We start from the raw sequence: 20,733 nt of genomic DNA on the forward strand, positions 1-20,733 counted from the left end.
GCTCCCGATCGGTCGGCGGCGCTATCGGTTAGTGATGCTTCATCCAACCATGCAGGAATCTTCGCTGGTGCTGAAGTGTGGTGGGCGGTGATCCTCGACGTATGCGCCCTTCCCACCTGCTTCTCGCCGTCCTCGTCACCGCCGTGTGGGGAGTCAACTTCACCGTCATCGAGGTCGGGCTCGACCACTTCCCGCCGCTGCTGTTCTCCGCCCTGCGCTTCCTGGTGGCGGCGCTGCCGGCGGTGTTCTTCGTGGGGCGGCCCAAGGTGGCGTGGAAGTGGATCGTGGGGGTGGGGCTGGCGCTGGGGGTGGCCAAGTTCGGGCTGCTGTTCGTCGGCATGGACGCGGGCATGCCGGGCGGGCTGTCGTCCCTGGTGCTGCAGATCCAGGCGGTGTTCACGGCCCTGTTCGCGTGCGCGCTCCTCGGTGAACGCCCCTCGCGGACACGGCTGGTGGGCATGACGGTCGCCCTGGCCGGGATCGGCGTGGCCGCCGTGGACGAGGGCACGTCGGGCCCGCTGCTCGGCTTCGCCCTGGTCGTCGCGGCGGCGGCCTGCTGGGGTGTCTCCAACATCCTCACCCGCAGGGCGGCACCCCCGGACGCCCTGAACTTCATGATCTGGGTGAGCACGGTGCCGGTGCTGCCGCTGCTCGGCCTCTCCCTGCTGCTGGAGGGCCCGTCGCGGGACCTGGACGCGCTGCGCGGCCTGGACTGGGCGGGCGCGGGCACGGTGCTCTTCGTCGCCTGGGTCGCCACGGTGTTCGGCTTCGGCGCCTGGGGGTGGCTGCTGCGCCGCCACCCCGCGTCGACGGTCGCGCCGTTCTCCCTGCTCGTCCCGGTCTTCGGGATGTCGTCGGCCGCGCTGTTCCTGGGCGAGTCGGTGACCCCGCTGCGGTGGTGCGCGGCGGCACTGCTGGTGGGCGGGGTAGGGCTGGCGTCGGTGACGGTGAAACCCGTTCGACGGGCGGCGGTGCGCAGGGAAGAATCCCCGGTCGGCGGATGAAGGGAAGACCGCGGATGAGCTTCGTACTGGAAGGGCCGGTCCTGGAGGGCGCGTCGGTGCGCCTGGAACCACTGGACCACCGGCACACGGCCGACCTCGCGCTGGCCGCGGAGGAGAACCGGGACACCTACGCCTACACCTGGGTGCCGCGTGCCGACGAGGTCGGCGCGTACATCGACGCCCAGCTCGCCCGCGCGGCTACCGGCCGCCTCGCCCCCTACGCGCAGATCTCCCTCGCCACGGGACGCGCGGTGGGCGCCACGGCGTACTGGGAGCCCCGGTCCTGGCTGAGCGAGGACCGGCTCGACGCGATCGAGGTCGGCTTCACGTGGCTCGCCGGCCCGGCCCAGGGCACGGGCCTCAACGCCGAGTCCAAACTCCTGCTCTTCGGCCACGCCTTCGAGGGGTGGGGAGTGTCCCGCGTCGACCTGAAGACGGACGCCCGCAACACCCGCTCCCGCGCCGCGATCGAACGCACCGGCGCCCACTTCGAGGGCGTCCTGCGCAACTGGTCCCGCAGCTGGGCCCCGGGCGAGGAGGGCCGCCTGCGCGACTCGGCGATCTACTCCATCACGGCCGCGGACTGGCCGGAGTGCCGCCGCCGGCTGGAGCGGAGGGTGACGACCAGGACACCCGTGTAGCCGCGAGCGGCGCTCACCCGTCCCCGCGGCCTCACGCCGACTCGGTCAGCAACCGCGTCATGTGCTCACGCCCCGCGCCGAGGATCTCCGCCAACGGCGTCACCGCGTCGTACCACCGCTTCTCGTACTCCCAGCACAGCCAGCCGTCCCAGCCGTGCCGGGAGAGGACCTCCACACAGTCCGCCAACGGCAGTACCCCCGCCCCGAGCGGCAGCGGCGTCGTGTCGTCGGCGGAGGCGATGTCCTTGACCTGCACGTACCCGAGGTGCGGGGAGAGGGCGGCGTAGCTCTCGGCGGGCTGTTCGCCGCCGAGCCAGGTGTGCATCACGTCCCACAGCGCGCCCACCTGACGGTGGCCGACGAGGCCGAGGATCCGCATCGCGTCGGCACCGGTGCGGTGCGAGTCGTGGGTCTCCAGGAGGATGCGTACGTCCAGGTCGGCGGCGTACTCGGCGGCTGTGCCCAGCCGGCGGGCGGCGGTCGCGTCCGCCTCCTGCGGGCTCTGCTCGGTGCCGCCGCCGGGGAAGACCCGGACGAAGGGGGCGCCGAGGTCGCGGGCGAGGTCGAGGAGGGCGCGGATCTCGGTGAGTACGGGTTCGTCCTCGCCGGGCGCGGCGACCCGGGAGTATCCGGCGAGGCCCAGGATCTGGACGCCGGCCGCGTTGAACCGGGCGGCGGCGTCGGCACGTTCGGCGGGGCCGAGCCCCGGGTGGACGGGTTCCTCGGGGTGGGTGCGCAGCTCGACACCGTGGTAGCCGTGCGCGGTCGCGAGACCCAGCACGTCGGCGAGGGGCAGCCCGGGAACACCGAGGGTGGAGAACGCCAGCTTCATGGCAACGGACCCTACCGGCGCACATGCCGTTCCGGCGCGATGAAGCCGGCGGCCGGGCGCGGCTCGGTGGGGGCTGATCGCGCAGTTCCCCGCGCCCCTGGGGAGCACACGCAGCAACGCACCTTTTCCAGGGGCGCGGGGAACTGCGCGAAACGCCACAGCGCACCCGCACGGGACGACGCGCCTGTCCCCCAGGGGCGCGGGGAACTGCGCGAAAATCCCGACGGGTCAAGGTCCGATCAACCCCGCGGCCCCGCCGTGGACCCCCGCACCATCAGCTCACCCCGAACCCCCGCCACACCCCCCGGCGGCTCCTCCTCCCGCCCCATCGCGATCCGCCCCGCCCGAGCCCCCGCCTCCGCCAACGGCAACCGCACCGTCGTCAGCGCCGGCACCACGTCGATGCTGAACGGCAGATCGTCGAACCCGGCGACGGACACGTCGTCGGGAATCCGCAGCCCCGACTCCCGCAGCGCCGCACACGCGCCCAGCGCGACGGAGTCGTTCGCCGCGACGACCGCCGTCAACGACGGGTCCCGCCGCAGGAGTTCGAGCGTCGCCTCGTACCCGGACCGCCGGTCGTACCGCCCGTGCACGGTCCACCGCGGGTCCTCCGAGATCCCGTGCGCCGCCAGCGCGTCCCGGTGCCCCTCCAGCCGGTGCCGTGTCGTCGTCCGCTCCAGGGGCCCCGCGATGTACCCCAGCCGCCGGTGCCCCAGCCCGATCAGATGCTCGGTGAGTTCCTGCCCGCCGCCCCGGTTGTCGAAGGTCAGCGCGATCGCCCCGGTCTCCGGCGCCTGCGGCCGCCCGCACAGCACCACCCGCGTCCCGGCGTCCACCAGCTTCCGCAGCTTCGCGTCCATGGCCGCCCTGTGCGGCGCGTCCTCGATCGCGCCACCCGTCAGCACCACCGCCGCCGCCCGCTGCCGCTGAAGCAGCGTGAGATACGTCAGTTCCCGCTCGGGCGAGCCCCCCGTGTTGCACACGACCGCGAGTCTCTCTCCGCCCGCGCGCCCGCCGGGACCGCCGATCTCCGCCTGGATCGCGCTCGCCATGATCCCGAAGAACGGGTCGGCGATGTCGTTCACCAGGATCCCCACCAGGTCGGAGGTGGCGGCGGCCAGCGCGCTCGCGGGACCGTTGAGGACGTAGTCCAGCTCGTCCACGGCCTTCAGCACCCGCTCACGGGTGGACGCGGCCACGGGATAGTTCCCGTTGAGCACGCGCGACACCGTCGCGGGGGAGACCTGCGCGCGAGCCGCCACGTCCGCCAGGGTCACCGTCATGTCTCGTCCTCCGCCTCGCGCGTCATGCCGTACGCCGTCGTACACATCCACGCCCACACCCGTGGTTCCGACCAGACCCTATGGCCATCCGCGCGGTTGTTCGCCCCCTCGAACAACTCGCATCGGCCGTGGTCTTGTCCGCACCGACGTTCAGAGGCTAGCTTCTACGTACATAGAAAGCGCTTGCTGTCACGCTCACCAGTCGGGCGTATGCGGCGCGCGAACCGCGTACGAAGGGAATGACGTGACACGCAAGACGGTGCGTATCGCCATGAACGGTGTGACCGGGCGCATGGGCTACCGCCAGCACCTCGTCCGCTCCATCCTGGCCCTGCGCGAGCAGGGCGGCCTCGACCTCGGTGACGGCACCGTGCTGTGGCCGGAGCCGGTCCTGGTCGGCCGCCGGGAGCACGCGCTGAAGTCCCTGGCCGAACGGCACGGGCTCGAGCACATCTCCACCGACCTGGACGCCGTACTCGCCGACGACAGCGTCGACATCTACTTCGACGCGCAGGTGACCTCGGCCCGCGAGGAGGCGCTCAGGAAGGCGATCGCGGCCGGCAAGCACATCTACACCGAGAAGCCGACCGCCACCGGCCTCGACGGCGCCCTGGAACTCGCCCGCCTGGCGAACGCGGCCGGCATCAAGCACGGCGTCGTCCAGGACAAACTGTTCCTCCCCGGCCTGCTCAAGCTGAAGCGCCTCATCGACGGCGGCTTCTTCGGCCGGATCCTGTCCGTGCGCGGCGAGTTCGGCTACTGGGTCTTCGAGGGCGACTGGCAGGACGCGCAGCGCCCGTCGTGGAACTACCGCAGCGAGGACGGCGGCGGCATCGTCGTCGACATGTTCCCGCACTGGGAGTACGTGCTGCACGAGCTGTTCGGCCGCGTGAAGTCCGTGCAGGCCCTCACCGCCACCCACATCCCGCAGCGCTGGGACGAGAACGGCAAGCCGTACGACGCCACCGCCGACGACGCCGCCTACGGCGTCTTCGAACTCGACGGCGGCGCCATCGCTCAGATCAACTCCTCGTGGGCGGTCCGCGTCAACCGCGACGAACTGGTCGAGTTCCAGGTCGACGGCACCGAGGGCTCCGCCGTCGCCGGCCTGCGCAACTGCCGTGTCCAGCACCGCTCCGCCACCCCCAAGCCGGTCTGGAACCCGGACATCCCCGCCACCGAGGTCTTCCGCGACCAGTGGCAGGAGGTCCCGGACAACGGCGAGTTCGACAACGGCTTCAAGGCGCAGTGGGAACTGTTCCTCAAGCACGTCTACGCCGACGCCCCCTACCACTGGGACCTGCTGGCCGGCGCCCGCGGGGTCCAGCTCGCCGAACTGGGCCTGCGGTCCTCGGCGGAGGGCAGCCGCCTCGACGTCCCGGAGATCGCGCTGTGACCCTCCACCTCCCCGACGCGAACGGCACCCTGCGCGCCTACGAACCCCGTACCGAACCCCTCGCCACCACCCCCGGTGCCCCCTTCACCTCCCGTACGGTCTTCTCGGCCGCGCACGTCGTCGCCGACCCGTACGCGGACGTGTCCCCCGACTCACCGGCGGCCGTCGACTGGGACGCCACCCTCGCATTCCGCCGCCACCTGTGGTCGCACGGGCTCGGAGTCGCCGAGGCCATGGACACCGCCCAGCGCGGCATGGGCCTGGACTGGGCGGGCGCGGCCGAACTGATCCGCCGCTCCGCCGCCGAGGCGAGGTCGGCCGGCGGCCGTATCGCCTGCGGTGTGGGAACGGACCAGCTCACCGCCCCCGCGACCCTCGCCGAGGTCCGGCAGGCGTACGAGGAACAGCTCGCGCTCGTCGAGGAGTCGGGCGCGCAGGCCATCCTGATGGCCTCCCGCGCCCTGGCCGCGGCGGCGCGGGGCCCGGAGGACTACCTGGAGGTCTACGGCCACCTCCTCCGCCAGGCCGCCGAGCCGGTCGTACTCCACTGGCTGGGCCCGATGTTCGACCCGGCGCTCGAGGGCTACTGGGGCTCGCCCGACCTCGACGCCGCCACCGACACCTTCCTCGAGGTCATCGCCGCCCACCCCGACAAGGTCGACGGCATCAAGGTCTCCCTCCTCGACGCCCAGCGCGAGATCGACCTGCGCCGCCGCCTGCCGCAGGGCGTGCGCTGCTACACCGGCGACGACTTCCACTACCCCGAGCTGATCGCGGGCGACGACCAGGGCTTCAGCCACGCCCTGCTCGGCATCTTCGACCCGCTGGGCCCGCTCGCCGCGGAGGCGGTCCGCGTCCTCGACACCGGGAACACGGAGGGCTTCCGCGCCCTCCTCGACCCCACCGTCGAACTCTCCCGCCACCTCTTCCAGGCCCCCACCCGCTTCTACAAGACCGGCGTGGTCCTCCTGGCCTGGCTCGCCGGCCACCAGTCCCACTTCACGATGGTCGGCGGCCTCCAGTCGGCGCGCTCCCTGCCGCACTTCGCCCGCGCCTACGAACTCGCCGACGGGCTCGGCCTGTTCCCCGACCCCAAGCTCGCCGAGGACCGTATGAGGACCCTGCTCGACCTGTACGGAGTGACCCGATGACCGCGGACCTCGCCCGTTTCAGCATCAACCAGATGACGGTCAGGCAGCTGTCTCTGCCCGAACTGGTCAGCACCTGCCGTGACCTGGGCGTACCGGGTGTGGGTCTGTGGCGCGAACCGGTCCAGGCGTACGGCGTCGAGGCGGCCGCGAAACTGGTCCGCGACGCGGGCCTGACGGTGACGACCCTGTGCCGCGGCGGCTTCCTCACCGCGACCGCCCCCGATGAACGGGCGGCGGCCCTCGCCGACAACCGCCGGGCCGTCGACGAGGCGGCGACCCTCGGCACCGACACCCTGGTCCTGGTCTCCGGCGGCCTTCCGCCCGGCTCCAAGGACCTGCGCGCCGCCCGCGAACGCATCGCCGACGCCCTCGCCGAACTCGCCCCCTACGCCGAGGAACACGGGGTGAGACTGGCCATCGAGCCCCTGCACCCCATGTTCGCCTCCGACCGCTGCGTGGTCTCGACCCTCGCCCAGGCCCTGGACATCGCGGAACGCTTCCCCGCCCACCAGGTCGGCGTCACCGTCGACACGTACCACATCTGGTGGGACGACCAGGCCCCCGCCCAGATCGCCCGCGCCGGCGCCTCCGGCCGCATCCACACCTTCCAACTCGCCGACTGGATCACCCCGTTGCCCGCGGGCGTCCTCAACGGCCGGGGCCAGATCGGCGACGGCGCGATCGACATGCGGGAGTGGAGGGGCCACGTGGAGGCGGCCGGCTACACGGGCCCCATCGAGGTCGAACTCTTCAACGACACCCTCTGGACCCGGGACGGCCGCGAGGTACTCGCCGAGACGGCGGCACGGTTCGCGGAGCACGCGGGATAAAAGCCGCGTGCGGCGACCCGGGTCTTGTGCGAGGCCCGGGTTCCGACCGTGCGGCGTCCGGGGCCCTGTGCACGGCCCGGGTCGCCGCATCGAGGCGCGGGGCACGGGAGAAGCTCCGGGGAGAGGTCCTCCCGCCGGTGGCCTCGATCGGGCTCGCGGACGTAGGACACGGGCCCCGGCACGCCCTTGGCCGGGGCCCGTGGCCCGTAACAGGGCCCCGGGTGTGCTCTGGGGAGAGGTGTTCCCGTTCCCTGTCGTCATGGGCGGGGCGCACGTCGTGCGGTGCCGGATCGGACGCCGACGTTCGCCGGCACCGCACGCTGCTTCCCCCTGCTCCCCGCCGTGCACGGCCCCCACCGTGCACGGACACCAGCATGCGTACAACAGGCGTGTGAATCCTTGACCGTCCGTGCAGGAATCTTGTCGATTCCGGCAGGCGTCAGCCTGTGTGGTCCGTGTGGCGGTGGTCGGTCGGGGTCATGCCGTACGCGCGGCGGAAGACGCGGCTGAAGGTGGCCGCGTCCGTGAACCCCCACCGGGCGGCGATCGCGTGGACGGAGCGGCCCCGCAGCCGGGGGTCGGCGAGGTCGCGGCGGCAGCGTTCGAGGCGGCGGTGGCGGATCCAGGCCGCCGGGGCCTCGCCCTCCGCGGCGAACAGCTGGTGCAGATGCCGTACGGAGATGCCGTGGGCCGCCGCGACGGTCGCGGGGGAGAGGGACGGGTCGCCCAGGTTGCGGTCGATGAAGTCGCGGATGCGGGTGTGCAGGGCGCGCCGGCGGGACTCCGGCGGCAGCGTGTCCTCGCAGCCGACGCAGCCGCCCAGTACCGAGGCGAGGAGATCCGTGGTCACCGAAGCCAGTGCCGGTACGTCGGCGTCGGTGAACTCACCGGCCCGCCGGGCGACATCGGTCAGCCAGCGGTACAGCGCCCCGCCCATGCCGTGATCCAGCCGGACCGGTACCGCCAGCAGCCGGCGCACCGCGCTCGGCGGCAGCGGCAGCCGGGCGCGGGGCATGCTGACGACCACCGTCGTGGACCGCTGCGATGTGCGGTTGATCCGGACGTCGTACGGGAGGCTGCTGTCGGCCATGATGAGGTGGCCCGCCTCGAACGTCCCCGCCGTGCCGTCCTGCGCCAGTCCGCCGTCACCGGCGAGCTGGCAGTTGATCTGGAGGACCTCGGGGTCGAAACGGCGGATGGTGCGCGGCGTGCGCACGGTGTCCAGGTGCGGCAGGTCCAGCTCGGCGATCTGCAGATCCCCGAGCGGCAGCACCCGCATCGTGGCGCGGAAGTCGTCGCTGCGGTCACTGCGCAGCACATTGGGCACATGCGTCCGGACAGCCACGTCCTGCCACAGATCCCACCGCTCGGCGGGCGGCACCACCTCGGTCCGGAACTCCCGCACCAGCATCGCCACACCCCCATGGACGGCCGCGTCCATCGTAGGGAACGGGCGCCGGAAAAAATGCGGAGAGAACGTGCAACCCTGCCCGCACCTCGCGGGTCGTACGTGGTGTCAGAACCTCTGGGTGGGGACCCGGGGGGGATACGAGGGGTTCTGACGGGGAGGGACCGAGGGGGCCCGGTCGACGGACCGGGCCCCCTCGAAAAGCCGAAAGCCGAAAAGCCGCCCGGCCGCCTAGAAGAACACCCCGCAGCGCAGCAGCACATTCGCGTACGGCCGTGCCTCACCCGTGCGTACGACGAGCCGCGCGCCGGCGCTCAGCTCCTTGAGCCGCTCGTGCGGGACCAGGGCCAGGGCGGGGAAGCGGTCCGTCAGCAGCCCGGCCGCCGCCGGGTTGGCGTCCCGTATCTCCGAGGCGGCCGTCGCGCCCTCGACGACCAGCTCGTCCAGCAGCCCCTCCAGCACCTCCGCGAACGAGGGCACGCCCGCGCGGAAGGCAAGGTCCACCACGCGCGGCCCGTCCGGTATCGGCATTCCGGCGTCGCACACCAACACCCCGTCGCCATGGCCGAGTTCGGCGAGGGCTCCGGTGAGGTGCCGGTTCAGGATTCCGTGCTTCCTCACAGCGCCGCCACCTCCGCCGCCGTGGGGAAGGACACCTGCGCGCCCTCCCTGGTGACCGTCACCGCGCCCACCCGGGCCGCGTACGCCGCGGCCTGTGCCAGCGGCTCGCCCGCGCCGAGCCGCCAGGCCAGCGCGGCGGTGAAGGCGTCACCCGCGCCGGTGGTGTCCACGGCACGCACCTTCACGGACGGCACCCGGGCGACACCGTCGGCGGACCCCACCAGGGCTCCCTCGCCGCCCAGCGTCACCACCACCGACCGCGGCCCGCGCGCGAGCAGCAGCTGCGCCCACTCCTCGGGGCCGTCCCCGGCGGCGGTGTCGCCGAGGATCACCTTCGCCTCGTGCTCGTTGACGATCAGCGGATCGCAGGCCGCCAGCACGTCCGCCGGCAGCGGCAGCGGCGGCGACGGGTTCAGCACGAACCGGCTGCCCGGCGCCAGACTCCGCACCACCTCCACCACCGTCTCCAGCGGGATCTCCAGCTGCGCCGACACCACCCGGGAGGCGTGGAACAGGCCCCCGGCCGCCCGCACGTCCGCCGGAGTCAGCCGGCCGTTGGCACCCGGCGACACGACGATGCTGTTGTCACCCGACGGGTCCACCTGGATCAGCGCGACACCCGTCGGCGCCCCGCCCACCAGCACACCCACCGTGTCCACCCCGGCCGCCCGCTGCGAGTCCAGCAGCAGCCGGCCGTGCCCGTCGTCGCCGACCCGCGCCAGCAGCGCCGTACGGGCACCGAGACGGGCGGCCGCGGCGGCCTGGTTGGCGCCCTTGCCGCCTGGGTGGACGGCCAGGTCGGAACCGAGGACCGTCTCCCCGGCGCCCGGCCGGCGCTCGACACCGATCACGAGGTCGGCGTTGGCCGATCCCACGACCAGCAGGTCGTAGTCGTACATGAAGTGGCTCCCCACTTGGTCCTGCGGGGCGGACGGCCGTCGTGACCGCCCGCCCCGGTCCTGCCCGCCGGTGTCAGCCGCCGAAGCCGGCCACGTTCTCCTTCGTGACCACCTTCACCGGAACCTTCACCATCGCGTCGGTCTTCTTGCCCTCGGCCGCGCGCAGCGCGTTGTCCACCGCGATCCGGCCGAGTTCCCTCGGCTGCTGTGCGACGGACGCGTACAGCGTGCCCGCCTCGACCGCCTTGAGCCCGTCAGGCGTGCCGTCGAAACCGACGACCTGAACCGACTTGCCGGCCTTCGAGCCGAGCGCCTTGAGCGCGCCGAGCGCCATCTCGTCGTTCTCGGCGAACACGCCGTCGACGTCCGGGTGCGCCTGGAGCAGGTTCGTCATCACGTCCAGGCCCTTGGTGCGGTCGAAGTCCGCGGGCTGCTTGGCGACCACCTTGATGCCCGGGTAGTCCTTCAGTCCCTCGGCGAAGCCCGCGCCGCGCTCCCGGCTGGCGGAGGTGCCGGCCTGGCCCTGGAGGATCACGATGCTGCCCTCGCCGCCGAGCTTCTCCGCGAGCGCCTTGGCGCCCAGCGCGCCGCCCTCGACGTTGTCGGAGGCGACCAGCGCGGACGTCTTCGCCTTGTTGACGCCCCGGTCCACGGCGACGACGGGGATGTCGTCGTTGTTCGCAGAGCGCACCGAGGGACCGGCGGCGTCCGAGTCGACCGGGTTGACGATGATCGCGGACCGGCTGCCGCTGACGAAGTTCTGCAGCTGGTTGGCCTGCTGCGAGGCGTCGTTCTGGGCGTCCGTGACCGTCAGGTCCACGCCCAGCTCCTTCGCCCGCTCCTCCGCGCCGGCCCGGATCTGCACGAAGAATGGGTTGTTCAGCGTGGACAGCGACAGACCGATCTTCTGCGTCCTGCCGGCGGAGGAGCCGCCGTGCAGCAGCGACGTGGCCGCGATCACCGCGATGGTGACGACCGCCGCGACCGTATAGGTGAGCGCCTGCTTCCTCCGGTTGCCGCCGGGGTCCGCCGCCGCCGGGGCCGTACTCGTACCCGCCTTGCGGCGGGCCGTGTCCAGCAGCACCGCCAGCGCGATCACCACACCGATGACCACCTGCTGCCAGAACGCGGAGACGGAGAGCAGGTTCAGGCCGTTGCGCAGCACGGCGAGGATCAGCGCGCCGATCAGGGTGCCGGACGCCTTGCCGGTGCCGCCCGCGAGGGAGGCGCCGCCGATGACGACGGCGGCGATCGCGTCGAGCTCGTAGCCCTGCGCGGCCTGCGGCTGCGCGGAGGAGAGCCGGGCGGCGAGCACGATGCCCGCGGTGGCGGCGAACAGGCCCGAGAACGCGTAGATGGCGATCTTCTGCCGCTTGACCCGCAGCCCGGACAGCCGGGCCGCCTCCTCGTTGCCGCCGATGGCGTACATGGAGCGGCCGATGTAGGTGCGGCGCAGCACGAACGCCGTCAGCAGACCCATGACCGTCAGCACGATCACCGGCACGGGCAGCCAGCCGCCCAGGTTGTCACCCAGGTGCGAGACGGAGTCGGGGACCGCGATGGGCGACCCCTGCGAGATCACCAGCGACAGCCCGCGCCCCACGGACAGCATGGCCAGCGTCGCGATGAACGGCGGCATCTTCCCGTACGAGATCAGGAAGCCGTTGACGACGCCGCACCCTATGCCGGTGAGGACCGCCAGCAGCACCGCCAGGGCGACGGGCACCCCCGCCTCGGTGGCGCTCCACGCGAGCACGGTGGCGGACAGGGCGGCGACCGAGCCGACGGACAGGTCGATGCCCGCCGAGACGATGACGAAGGTCATGCCGAAGGCGAGGATCGCGGTGACGGCCGCCTGCACGCCGATGTTCAGCAGGTTGTCGGTGGTGAGGAAGTCGCCGGAGAGCGCCGCCATGGCGATCACGAGGGCGATCAGCGCGGTGAGCGCGCCGTTGTCGAGGAGCAGACGGCGCAGGCCGCCCGGGGCGCTCTGCACGCCCGGCCTGCTCTTGAGCGTGTCAGTTGCCACGGGGGGTCTCCGTTCCGGTGGTGGGGGTGCTGACGGCGAGTGCCATCACGCTGTCCTGGGTGGCCTGGTCGGCGGCCAGTTCGCCGGCGATCCGGCCCTGCGCCATGACCAGGACGCGGTCGCTCATGCCGAGGACCTCGGGCAGATCGCTGGAGATCATCAGGACGGCGGCGCCCTGCGCGGTCAGTTCGTTGATGAGCTGGTAGATCTCGACCTTGGCGCCCACGTCGATACCGCGGGTGGGCTCGTCGAGGATGAGGACCCGGGTGTCGGCCAGCAGCCACTTGCCGATGACGACCTTCTGCTGGTTGCCGCCGGACAGGGTGCGTACATGCTGGCCGAGGCCCGCCATCCGTACCCCGAGCTGCCGGGCGATCCGCTCCGCGGCCGTGTGCTGCCCCTTGAGGTCCACGAGGCCGCCGCGGGCGCTGGTGCGCAGGGTGACCAGTCCGAGGTTCTCCTCGACGGAGGCGTCGAGCACCAGCCCCTGGCCCTTGCGGTCCTCGGGCACCAGGCCGATACCGGCCGCCATGGCGGCGTTCACGTCGCCGCGCCGCAGGGCCGTGCCCGCGACCCGTACCGAGCCCCGGTCGTAGGGGTCCGCGCCGAACACGGCCCGGACGACCTCGGTCCGGCCCGCGCCGACCAGGCCCGCGATGCCGACGACCTCACCGGCCCGCACCTCGAAACCGACGTCGTGGAAGACGCCGTCCCGGGTCAGGCCCTCGACCTTGAGCAGCGCGTCACCGGCCTCGGCACGCTCACGCGGGTACTGCTGCTCGATCGACCGCCCCACCATGAGCCGTACGAGCTCGTCCCGCGGGGTGGAGGCGGGCACCTGGCCGATGCTGCGGCCGTCCCGGATGACCGTCACCCGGTCGCCCAGGGCGGCGATCTCCTCCAGATGGTGGGTGATGAAGACGATCCCCACGCCGTCCTCGCGCAGCCGGCGCACGATCGAGAACAGCTTCTCGACCTCCTCCGAGGTCAGCACGGCGGTCGGCTCGTCCATGATGAGGACGCGCGCGTCCAGGCTCAGCGCCTTCGCGATCTCCACCATCTGCAGCCGGGCGATGCCCAGTTCACGCACCTGCGTGTGCGGCGAGACCTTGACGCCGACCCGCTCGAGCAGGACGGCGGCGTCCGCCTCCATCCGCTTGCGGTCGATCATGCCGAACCGGCGCGGCTGCCGCCCCAGGAAGATGTTCTCGGCCACCGTCAGATCGGGGACGAGGTTGAACTCCTGGTAGATGGTGGCGATCCCGAGCCGCTCGGAGTCCTGCGCACCGTCGATGCGCACCTCCTCGCCGCCGACCGTGATCCGGCCGCTGTCGGGGGTGTAGGCACCGGAGAGCATCTTGATGAGGGTGCTCTTGCCCGCGCCGTTCTCACCGAGGAGCACATGCACCTCGCCCCGGCGCAGGTCGAAGTCGACGCTGTCGAGGGCGACCACGCCCGGGAAGGTCTTGCGCAGGCCCTCGATGCGCAGCAACTCGTCCACGTTGCTCACGACGTACTCCTTCGTACGGGGGAGGGGTGGGGGGACTGGGTGGTGGGGGCCGGCTCACCGCACGAGCGGCGTACGACGAGCCGGGCGGGCAGGGTCACGGACTCGCCGGGTCTGCCCTCGATACGGTCGACCAGCGCGCGTACGGCGGCCCGTCCCAGGGCGCCCGTGGGCTGGGCGATCGCGGTGACCGGGGGATCGGTGTGCACGAACCAGCGCACGTCGTCGAACGCGGCCAGCGCCAGGTCGTCGGGCACCCGCAGGCCCCGCGCGCGGACGGCGTCCAGCGCGCCGAGCGCCATCAGGTTGTCGGCGGCGAACACGACCTCGGGCGGCTCGGCCAGATCGAGGAAGCCCTCGGTGACCCGGCGGCCGCTGTCGGCCTGGAAGTCGCCCTGGCCTATGTAGGCGTCGGGGAGGTCAAGGCCGTGATCGCCGAGCGCCTCCCGGAAGGCGTCCACGCGCTCGCGGCCCGTGGTGGTGGCGGCGGGGCCCGCGATGATCGCGAGCCGGCGGTGCCCGAGCGCGTGGAGATGCGCCACGAGGTCCCGTACGGCGTCCCGCCCGTCCGACCTGACGACGGGCACGTCCACACCGGGGATCCACCGGTCGACGAACACCATGGGCGTACCGGCACGGGCCGCCTCCAGCATGCGCGGGGAGCCGCGGTCGGTGGGGGAGACGAGCAGGCCGTCGATACGGCGGTCCAGCAGCGTCGTGACGTGGTGGTCCTGGAGCTCCGGCCGCTCGTCGGCGTTGCCGATGATCACGCTGTAGCCGAGCGCGCGGGCCTCCTCCTCGACGGAGCGGGCCAGCTCGGTGAAGTACGGGTTCATCACGTCGCTGATCACCAGCCCGAGGGTGCGGGTCTGATCGGTGCGCAACGAACGGGCGACGGCGTTCGGCCGGTAGCTCAGCGCCTCCACGGCGGCCATCACCCGCCGGCGCGCGTCGTCGCTGACCGACGGATGGTCGTTCAGCACCCGCGACACCGTGGCAACGGAGAGCCCCGCCTCGGCAGCGACATCCTTGATGCTCGCCATCACCGCTCCACCTCCTCGTGGAATCGATTACATGAGGGATTGGAATCGATTACACGGGACGGATGCAAGGGGGGTGGGGGTGGCCGATACGTAATCGTGACCGGGGGGGGCGGGGTGGGGCGGGGGTGACTTGTCACCGGGCCGGGGTGCGGGTGGGCCGGGGGCGCCTTGTCATTGCCGCCCACGGGAGATGTGGCCCAATGGCCACTTGCGAAGGCTCCGCCCCCGTCAAGCTGCGGACAGTTCGCACCACACGTACTTGCCGTGACTGCCGTGCCTGGTGAGTGGCTGCCATCCCCATACGTCGGCGCAGGCCCGCACCAGGGCCAGGCCCCGCCCGTCCTCCGAATCGGCCTCCCCTTCGAGCGGCCGTGGGGGCTCCGGGGGCTGGGGGTCCGCGTCCCACGCCCCGATCCGCAACGTCCCCGGCGGCGACCAGCGCACGCGCAGGCCGGCGGGGCCCTTGGTGTGCCGTACGGCGTTGGAAACGAGCTCCGTGGCGAGCAGTTCGGCGACGTCGACGAGGCGGATGAGGCCGTGCATGGTCAGGATGAGGCGCAGGGTGCGGCGGCTGACGGTGACGGCGCGGAGGTCGTGGGGGATGTACAGGGAGTACTCCCACGGTTCGTTTTCGGGCATGCGGAACTCCGTTGTCGGTGAGGGGGGTGGGGTGCGGGTCCGGTGTCGTTGCCGCAGCCGTCATGGCAGGACGGGGCGGTGCGCTTCCGGTGAGCCCGGTGTCGCACGGTGTGCGTCGCGTCACTGACGGTAGGGCTAACATGTCATACGCGGCAAGCCGATCGCCTAATCTGCCCCCGAACGGGTCGCGCCGGCGGACTCGTTGATCCGAAGGAGTCCTGCATGGTCTTGAGGCGCGAGTGCACCGCACGTCAGTTGCGTCTGGCAGTCGAATTGCGCAGGTTGCGAGACGCTGCGGGGCTCTCTGCCATAGAGGCGGCGGCACTACTCGGAGTGAACCGCGTCCAGATCAGCCACATCGAGTCCGGCCTGGCGGGTGTGAGCGAGGAGCGCCTGCGCCGCCTCGCGGCGCACTACTCGTGTACGGACGAGGCGTTCATCGACGCCCTCGTGGCCATGGCAACGGACCGGACTCGTGGCTGGTGGGAGGAGTACCGAGGCTTGCTCCCCACGCCGTTCCTGGACCTCGCCGAGTTGGAGCACCACTCCACATGCCGGTGGGACGTGGAGTTCCTGTTCATCCCCGGCCTGTTGCAGACGGAGGACTACGCCCGTGCCGCCTTCGCTTCTCGGGTGCCCGAACTTCCCTGCGCGGAACTGGATCTGCGAGTCCGTCACCGGATGCGGCGGAAAGTGATTCTCGAGGCGTCGGTCCCGTACAAGGCCGTCATCCATGAAGCGGCACTCCGTATCAGGGTGGGAAGCCGAGCCACTGCGCGGGCCCAGCTCGCTCGCCTCCTGGCACTCTCCGAGACCGATCACGTCAGCGTGCGCGTCATCCCCTTCGATCTGGACGGCTTCGGTGGTACGTGGAGCCCCATGATGCTGGCGGGCGGGCGCGTGCCCAAACTGGACACGGCTGTCCGCGACGCACCTCACGGGACCGGATTCATCGATTCCGAAGTGCAACTCGGTGTCTTTCGAACGGTTTTCCGTACAGTGGAGGGCGTGTCGCTCGACTCCAGCCGGTCGCGTGACGTCATCCAGAGACTGGCCAAGGAACTGTGAGGCTTCCGTGTCCACCCCTGACAACTGGCGCAAGTCGTCCTACTCCGGCGGCGGCGACGGCAACAACTGCGTGGAGATCGCGTCCTCACCCACTCATGCCGCCGTCCGCGACTCCAAGGCCCCCGCCCGAGCCACCCTCACCTTCCCCGCTTCCGCCTTCACCCACTTCCTCAGCGCGCTGAAGCGGCCGCCTTCGATGAAGTCGTGACATCGCGGACTCGCCGCTCGATGTCAGTGGCTGCTGGCAGGATGCTGATCATGAGCCGGATCATTTCCTATAGCACCGCCGACAAGGCCGACGTCCTCGCCTTCCTCGGAGGCACGGGCCGGCTGACGGTCGTTCAGACGCGCCTTCTCGGACTCATGCGGGAGAAAGCGAAAGAGAGTCAGGAGGACCTGGAGCGTCAGGGCATAGACCTCGGTCTGACCGTCCCCGACGCGCTGGAGCACCTCGTCGCCGGTCGCGCGGACTCCACGGCCGAATACGCGGGCAGCGCCTACTACCGGGCGCTCCAGCACATCATCGACCACAACGCCTCCGACCCCGCCGACTTCGGGGTTTACTCCAAGCCCTCCACCTTCTTCGGCCTGCTCGACGAGGAACTGCGCCGCGCGGGCGTGAGCGCCGAACTCCTGCTGCACGACCACCTGTTCTCGGGGCCACCGCGAGAGATCCCCTTCTCCGTCCCCTACGCCGTGGACGGGCCGGACATCGGCATGTTCCCGCTGGCCAAGGCCCAACCGGCCGCCGACGCCTACCGTGCGGTGCTGGACCGGGTGGACGCGGACTTCCGGTACGACCTCCAGGAGATGGCCGAGAAGCTCGAGATGGAACACCGGGAGTGGGAGTACGCCACGAAGAACATCGACTGGTACACCCAGGACACGATCTTCTTCTCCATCACGGGCTGAGCGGTACGCATCGATGGCGGACGCGGGTCAGGTGAGCCGGCGCGGGGCCGTCCGGGTCGGGGTCTTCCTCGGCGGGGGCGCCTCGGTCGTGTCCACCGTTGCCATCGGGCAGGTGTGGGCCGCCTGCGATGTCGGGGTCAACTCGGCGGCGAACTCCTTCACCCTGCTCCTCCTCGCCCCGCTGCTGTGGTTCGCCACGGCGATCCCGCTCGCCGTCCTGTACGGCGTCGTCGCGAGACGGCACCGGCGTCTGGCCCTCGCGGCGGCGCTGCTGCTCGCCGTGTGCTGTGCGTGGTTCCTGGTCACCTGGCTCGGCGTGCTCGACTCCTACCCGGACCCCGTATGCCCGGGGAACGTCCCACCCTGGTGGCCGGGGTTCATACCCGCGTCATGACCCAGGCGGAATGGTGGAGCCGTCCCTGCCGTACCTGCGAAACTCCGACGTCTCCACCGTCCACGGCCCGAACGGCACGAAGTCGCCGAAGATATACGGCTCCTTGTTGCCGTAGCGGCCCTTGCACGGCTCCGAGTGCACCTCGATCGTGCCGGTGCGCGGGTCCACGATCATGTAGTGCGGGATGCCCATGGCCGGATACTCGGCCAGCTTCTCGTCGTAGTCGTTGCTCGGGTTGGACGGCGAGACGATCTCGACAGCGGCCAGCACCTGCGTCGCATCGACGGCCAGGCCCTCTTCGTCGAGCGTCGCCTCGGGGATCACCACGGCATCGGGCCGGCGCATGCGCCCGATGGCAGGGTGCTCGATCTCGGGTCCGTTGGCGCAGATGTAACCGGGGTGGGTGCGGGGCAGTTGCGCGTCCAACTGCTTGCAGATGCGGCGGACAGCCCCCTCGTGGCGCTTGGACGGGCACATCATCGCCAGTATTGGACCGGACGGCCCGATCTCGACGCTCCACGACCCCTCGAGCTGCTCCGAGTAGGCCCCGAGGTCTGCGGCGATGGCGCGCATCTTGGCGTAGTCCATGAATCCAGAGTACTGAGGGGGCGACTTCCCGGCCGCCCTGTCACACCCCACCGGTACCGTCGGATCATGTCCAACCAGTCCGCAGCCGCTGCCCCCGGCGAAGGCCGGCTCGCCACGCTCGAAGGTGTGCTGGAGCGGGTCACGTACGCCAACGAGGAGAACGGGTACACCGTCGCCCGGGTCGACACCGGCAGAGGCGCCGGTGATCTGCTCACCGTCGTCGGTGCGCTGCTCGGTGCGCAGGTCGGGGAGTCGCTGCGGATGGAGGGGCGTTGGGGGTCGCATCCGCAGTACGGGAAGCAGTTCCACGTGGAGAACTACACGACCGTGCTGCCCGCCACCGTCCAGGGCATCCGGCGCTATCTCGGATCCGGTCTGGTCAAGGGCATCGGGCCGGTGTTCGCCGACCGCATCACCCAGCACTTCGGCGTCGACACGCTCACCGTCATCGAGGAGGAGCCCAAGCGCCTCGTCGAGGTCCCGGGGCTCGGGCCCAAGCGGACCAAGAAGATCGCCGACGCCTGGGAGGAGCAGAAGGCGATCAAGGAGGTCATGCTCTTCCTCCAGACCGTCGAGGTGTCGACGTCCATCGCCGTACGCATCTACAAGAAGTACGGCGACGCCTCGATCTCCGTCGTGAGGAACCAGCCGTACCGGCTCGCCGCCGACGTCTGGGGCATCGGCTTCCTCACCGCCGACAGGATCGCCCAGTCCGTCGGGATCCCGCACGACAGCCCGGAGCGGGTGAAGGCCGGGCTGCAGTACGCGCTGTCGCAGGCCACCGACCAGGGGCACTGCTACCTCCCGGAGGAGAAGCTGATCGCCGACGCCGTCAAACTCCTCCAGGTGGACACCGGGCTGGTCATCGAGTGCCTCGCCGAACTCGCCGCCGAGCCGGAGGAGGGGGAGGACCCCGGTGTCGTACGGGAGAAGGTGCCCGCGCCCGACGGGGGCGATCCCGTCACCGCCGTCTACCTCGTCCCCTTCCACCGTGCCGAGCTGGCTCTCTCCGCCCAGTTGCAGCGGCTGCTCCGCAGCGAGGACGACCGGATGCCCGCCTTCCGGGACGTGGCCTGGGACAAGGCGCTCGGCTGGCTCAAGGGGCGTACGGGCACGGAGCTGGCCCCCGAGCAGGAGGCCGCCGTCAGGCTGGCGCTGACCGAGAAGGTCGCGGTGCTCACCGGCGGGCCCGGCTGCGGCAAGTCCTTCACCGTGCGGTCGATCGTCGAGCTGGCGCGGGCCAAGAAGGCCAAGGTGGTCCTCGCCGCACCCACCGGCCGCGCGGCCAAGCGCCTCGCCGAGCTGACCGGAGCCGAGGCCTCCACCGTGCACCGGCTGCTGGAGCTCAAGCCCGGCGGCGACGCCGCCTACGACCGGGACCGCCCGCTCGACGCCGACCTGGTGGTCGTCGACGAGGCCTCCATGCTGGACCTCCTCCTCGCGAACAAGCTGGCCAAGGCGGTGCCGCCCGGCGCCCACCTCCTCTTCGTCGGCGACGTCGACCAACTGCCCAGCGTCGGCGCGGGTGAGGTCCTGCGCGATCTCCTCGCCGACGGCAGCCCCGTCCCCGCCGTCCGCCTCACCCGCGTCTTCCGCCAGGCCCAGCAGTCCGGCGTGGTGACCAACGCGCACCGGATCAACGCCGGGCAGCACCCCGTCACCGACGGCATGAAGGACTTCTTCCTCTTCGTCGAGGACGACACCGAGGAGGCCGGCCGTCTCACCGTCGACGTCGCCGCCCGGCGCATCCCGGCGAAGTTCGGTCTGGACCCCCGTCGTGACGTGCAGGTTCTCGCGCCCATGCACCGGGGCCCGGCCGGTGCGGGCACGCTCAACGGGCTGCTCCAGCAGGCCATCACCCCCGCCCGCCCCGACCTCGCCGAGAAGCGGTTCGGCGGCCGGGTCTTCCGCGTCGGCGACAAAGTCACCCAGATCAGAAACAATTACGAGAAGGGGGAGAACGGGGTCTTCAACGGCACCGTGGGCGTGGTCACCTCGCTCGACCCGGTCGACCAGCGCCTGACGGTACTGACCGACGAGGACGAGGAGGTGCCGTACGAGTTCGACGAACTGGACGAGCTGGCACACGCCTACGCCGTGACCATCCACCGTTCCCAGGGCAGCGAATACCCGGCGGTCGTCATCCCCGTCACCACCGGCGCCTGGATGATGCTGCAGCGCAATCTGCTCTACACGGCGGTCACCCGGGCCAAGCGGCTGGTCGTCCTCGTCGGCTCCCGCAAGGCGATCGGACAGGCGGTGCGCACGGTCTCGGCGGGCCGCCGGTGCACGGCACTCGACTTCCGCCTCGCCGGCTCCCGCCTCACGCCCCTCTCGGCCCCCGCGTCACCCCTGTGAGCGGCCCGACATCAAAAAATGATCGATCAAATGAGTCACGAAGGTCACAGAGCCCTTCCGGAAGCGGAACACAGCGGGCAGGATGGGCAAGTTGGCGGCACTCAGTGCCGCGGATAGGCCCGATGGT

The 20,733-nt window shown here is 71.3% G+C and carries 20 protein-coding genes; 10 read left to right on the forward strand and 10 right to left on the reverse strand.

Going from position 1 to position 20,733, the window contains the following annotated elements:
• Positions 1-101 precede the first annotated feature (101 nt).
• Entirely contained in the window at positions 102-1,004 is a 903-nt protein-coding gene (locus ACGFR9_RS19725) for an EamA family transporter (RefSeq protein ID WP_393210071.1), read from the forward strand.
• A 14-nt stretch (positions 1,005-1,018) separates the two neighbouring features.
• Positions 1,019-1,645, forward strand: a complete 627-nt coding sequence (locus ACGFR9_RS19730; protein WP_393210074.1) for a GNAT family N-acetyltransferase — start codon at positions 1,019-1,021, stop codon at positions 1,643-1,645.
• A 31-nt stretch (positions 1,646-1,676) separates the two neighbouring features.
• Here the strand turns inward: ACGFR9_RS19730 and ACGFR9_RS19735 are convergent, their stop codons facing one another.
• Together ACGFR9_RS19735 and ACGFR9_RS19740 are read right to left on the reverse strand one after the other, a co-directional pair.
• On the reverse strand, positions 1,677-2,477 hold the full coding sequence (locus ACGFR9_RS19735; RefSeq protein WP_393210077.1) for a sugar phosphate isomerase/epimerase family protein: 801 nt from the start codon (positions 2,475-2,477) through the stop codon (positions 1,677-1,679).
• Between the two features lie 239 nt (positions 2,478-2,716).
• Entirely contained in the window at positions 2,717-3,763 is a 1,047-nt protein-coding gene (locus ACGFR9_RS19740; protein ID WP_393210080.1) for a LacI family DNA-binding transcriptional regulator, read from the reverse strand.
• Positions 3,764-4,007: 244 nt separating this feature from the next.
• Here ACGFR9_RS19740 and ACGFR9_RS19745 point away from each other — a divergent pair, with 244 nt between their 5' ends.
• The 3 genes from ACGFR9_RS19745 to ACGFR9_RS19755 are packed head-to-tail and all read left to right on the forward strand — an operon-like array spanning position 4,008 to position 7,140.
• Positions 4,008-5,159, forward strand: a complete 1,152-nt coding sequence (locus tag ACGFR9_RS19745) for a Gfo/Idh/MocA family protein (RefSeq protein ID WP_030217317.1) — start codon at positions 4,008-4,010, stop codon at positions 5,157-5,159.
• A complete protein-coding gene (locus tag ACGFR9_RS19750; RefSeq protein WP_393210084.1) occupies positions 5,156-6,310 on the forward strand; it encodes a dihydrodipicolinate synthase family protein in 1,155 nt (384 codons plus the stop codon). Before ACGFR9_RS19745 ends, ACGFR9_RS19750 begins: the two co-directional genes overlap by 4 nt.
• Complete coding sequence (locus tag ACGFR9_RS19755; protein ID WP_393210087.1) at positions 6,307-7,140, forward strand: sugar phosphate isomerase/epimerase family protein; 834 nt, start codon at positions 6,307-6,309, stop codon at positions 7,138-7,140. The genes ACGFR9_RS19750 and ACGFR9_RS19755 overlap by 4 nt, the downstream gene beginning before the upstream one ends.
• Before the next feature lie 439 nt (positions 7,141-7,579).
• Here ACGFR9_RS19755 and ACGFR9_RS19760 read toward each other — a convergent pair whose 3' ends face one another.
• The 7 genes from ACGFR9_RS19760 to ACGFR9_RS19790 form a co-directional block, all read right to left on the reverse strand.
• Positions 7,580-8,581: a helix-turn-helix domain-containing protein gene (locus ACGFR9_RS19760; protein ID WP_393210090.1), complete on the reverse strand. Its 1,002-nt coding sequence runs from the start codon at positions 8,579-8,581 to the stop codon at positions 7,580-7,582.
• A gap of 198 nt (positions 8,582-8,779) precedes the next feature.
• Positions 8,780-9,169 (reverse strand): D-ribose pyranase, encoded by a 390-nt coding sequence (rbsD, locus tag ACGFR9_RS19765; protein WP_393210093.1) that lies wholly within the window; start codon positions 9,167-9,169, stop codon positions 8,780-8,782.
• Positions 9,166-10,068, reverse strand: a complete 903-nt coding sequence (locus ACGFR9_RS19770; RefSeq protein WP_393210096.1) for a ribokinase — start codon at positions 10,066-10,068, stop codon at positions 9,166-9,168. The genes rbsD and ACGFR9_RS19770 overlap by 4 nt, the downstream gene beginning before the upstream one ends.
• 73 nt (positions 10,069-10,141) lie before the next feature.
• Entirely contained in the window at positions 10,142-12,097 is a 1,956-nt protein-coding gene (locus ACGFR9_RS19775; protein WP_393210099.1) for a substrate-binding domain-containing protein, read from the reverse strand.
• Entirely contained in the window at positions 12,087-13,607 is a 1,521-nt protein-coding gene (locus ACGFR9_RS19780; protein WP_393210102.1) for a sugar ABC transporter ATP-binding protein, read from the reverse strand. The genes ACGFR9_RS19775 and ACGFR9_RS19780 overlap by 11 nt, the downstream gene beginning before the upstream one ends.
• Positions 13,604-14,647, reverse strand: a complete 1,044-nt coding sequence (locus ACGFR9_RS19785; RefSeq protein WP_030217331.1) for a LacI family DNA-binding transcriptional regulator — start codon at positions 14,645-14,647, stop codon at positions 13,604-13,606. Before ACGFR9_RS19785 ends, ACGFR9_RS19780 begins: the two co-directional genes overlap by 4 nt.
• 228 nt (positions 14,648-14,875) lie before the next feature.
• Positions 14,876-15,286, reverse strand: a complete 411-nt coding sequence (locus tag ACGFR9_RS19790) for an ATP-binding protein (RefSeq protein ID WP_393210105.1) — start codon at positions 15,284-15,286, stop codon at positions 14,876-14,878.
• A gap of 222 nt (positions 15,287-15,508) precedes the next feature.
• Here ACGFR9_RS19790 and ACGFR9_RS19795 point away from each other — a divergent pair, with 222 nt between their 5' ends.
• Genes ACGFR9_RS19795 through ACGFR9_RS19810 form a run of 4 tightly spaced genes read left to right on the forward strand, consistent with a single transcriptional unit; the run spans position 15,509 to position 17,660 of the window.
• Positions 15,509-16,354, forward strand: coding sequence for a helix-turn-helix domain-containing protein (locus tag ACGFR9_RS19795; protein WP_393210108.1), 846 nt, complete (start codon positions 15,509-15,511; stop codon positions 16,352-16,354).
• Positions 16,355-16,361: 7 nt separating this feature from the next.
• Positions 16,362-16,562, forward strand: a complete 201-nt coding sequence (locus ACGFR9_RS19800) for a DUF397 domain-containing protein (RefSeq protein ID WP_393210111.1) — start codon at positions 16,362-16,364, stop codon at positions 16,560-16,562.
• Positions 16,563-16,612: 50 nt separating this feature from the next.
• Positions 16,613-17,266 (forward strand): hypothetical protein, encoded by a 654-nt coding sequence (locus tag ACGFR9_RS19805; protein ID WP_393210113.1) that lies wholly within the window; start codon positions 16,613-16,615, stop codon positions 17,264-17,266.
• Positions 17,267-17,279: 13 nt separating this feature from the next.
• Positions 17,280-17,660: a hypothetical protein gene (locus tag ACGFR9_RS19810; RefSeq protein ID WP_393210116.1), complete on the forward strand. Its 381-nt coding sequence runs from the start codon at positions 17,280-17,282 to the stop codon at positions 17,658-17,660.
• Here the strand turns inward: ACGFR9_RS19810 and ACGFR9_RS19815 are convergent.
• Positions 17,655-18,248, reverse strand: a complete 594-nt coding sequence (locus tag ACGFR9_RS19815; protein WP_393210118.1) for a Uma2 family endonuclease — start codon at positions 18,246-18,248, stop codon at positions 17,655-17,657. The two genes, ACGFR9_RS19810 and ACGFR9_RS19815, sit on opposite strands and share 6 nt — an antisense overlap.
• A gap of 66 nt (positions 18,249-18,314) precedes the next feature.
• Between ACGFR9_RS19815 and ACGFR9_RS19820 the strand changes: the two genes are divergently transcribed.
• Positions 18,315-20,606, forward strand: a complete 2,292-nt coding sequence (locus tag ACGFR9_RS19820) for an ATP-dependent RecD-like DNA helicase (RefSeq protein WP_393210121.1) — start codon at positions 18,315-18,317, stop codon at positions 20,604-20,606.
• Positions 20,607-20,733 lie beyond the last annotated feature (127 nt).

This window comes from Streptomyces sp. NPDC048584 (assembly GCF_043199595.1).
Classification (GTDB): domain Bacteria; phylum Actinomycetota; class Actinomycetes; order Streptomycetales; family Streptomycetaceae; genus Streptomyces; species Streptomyces edwardsiae.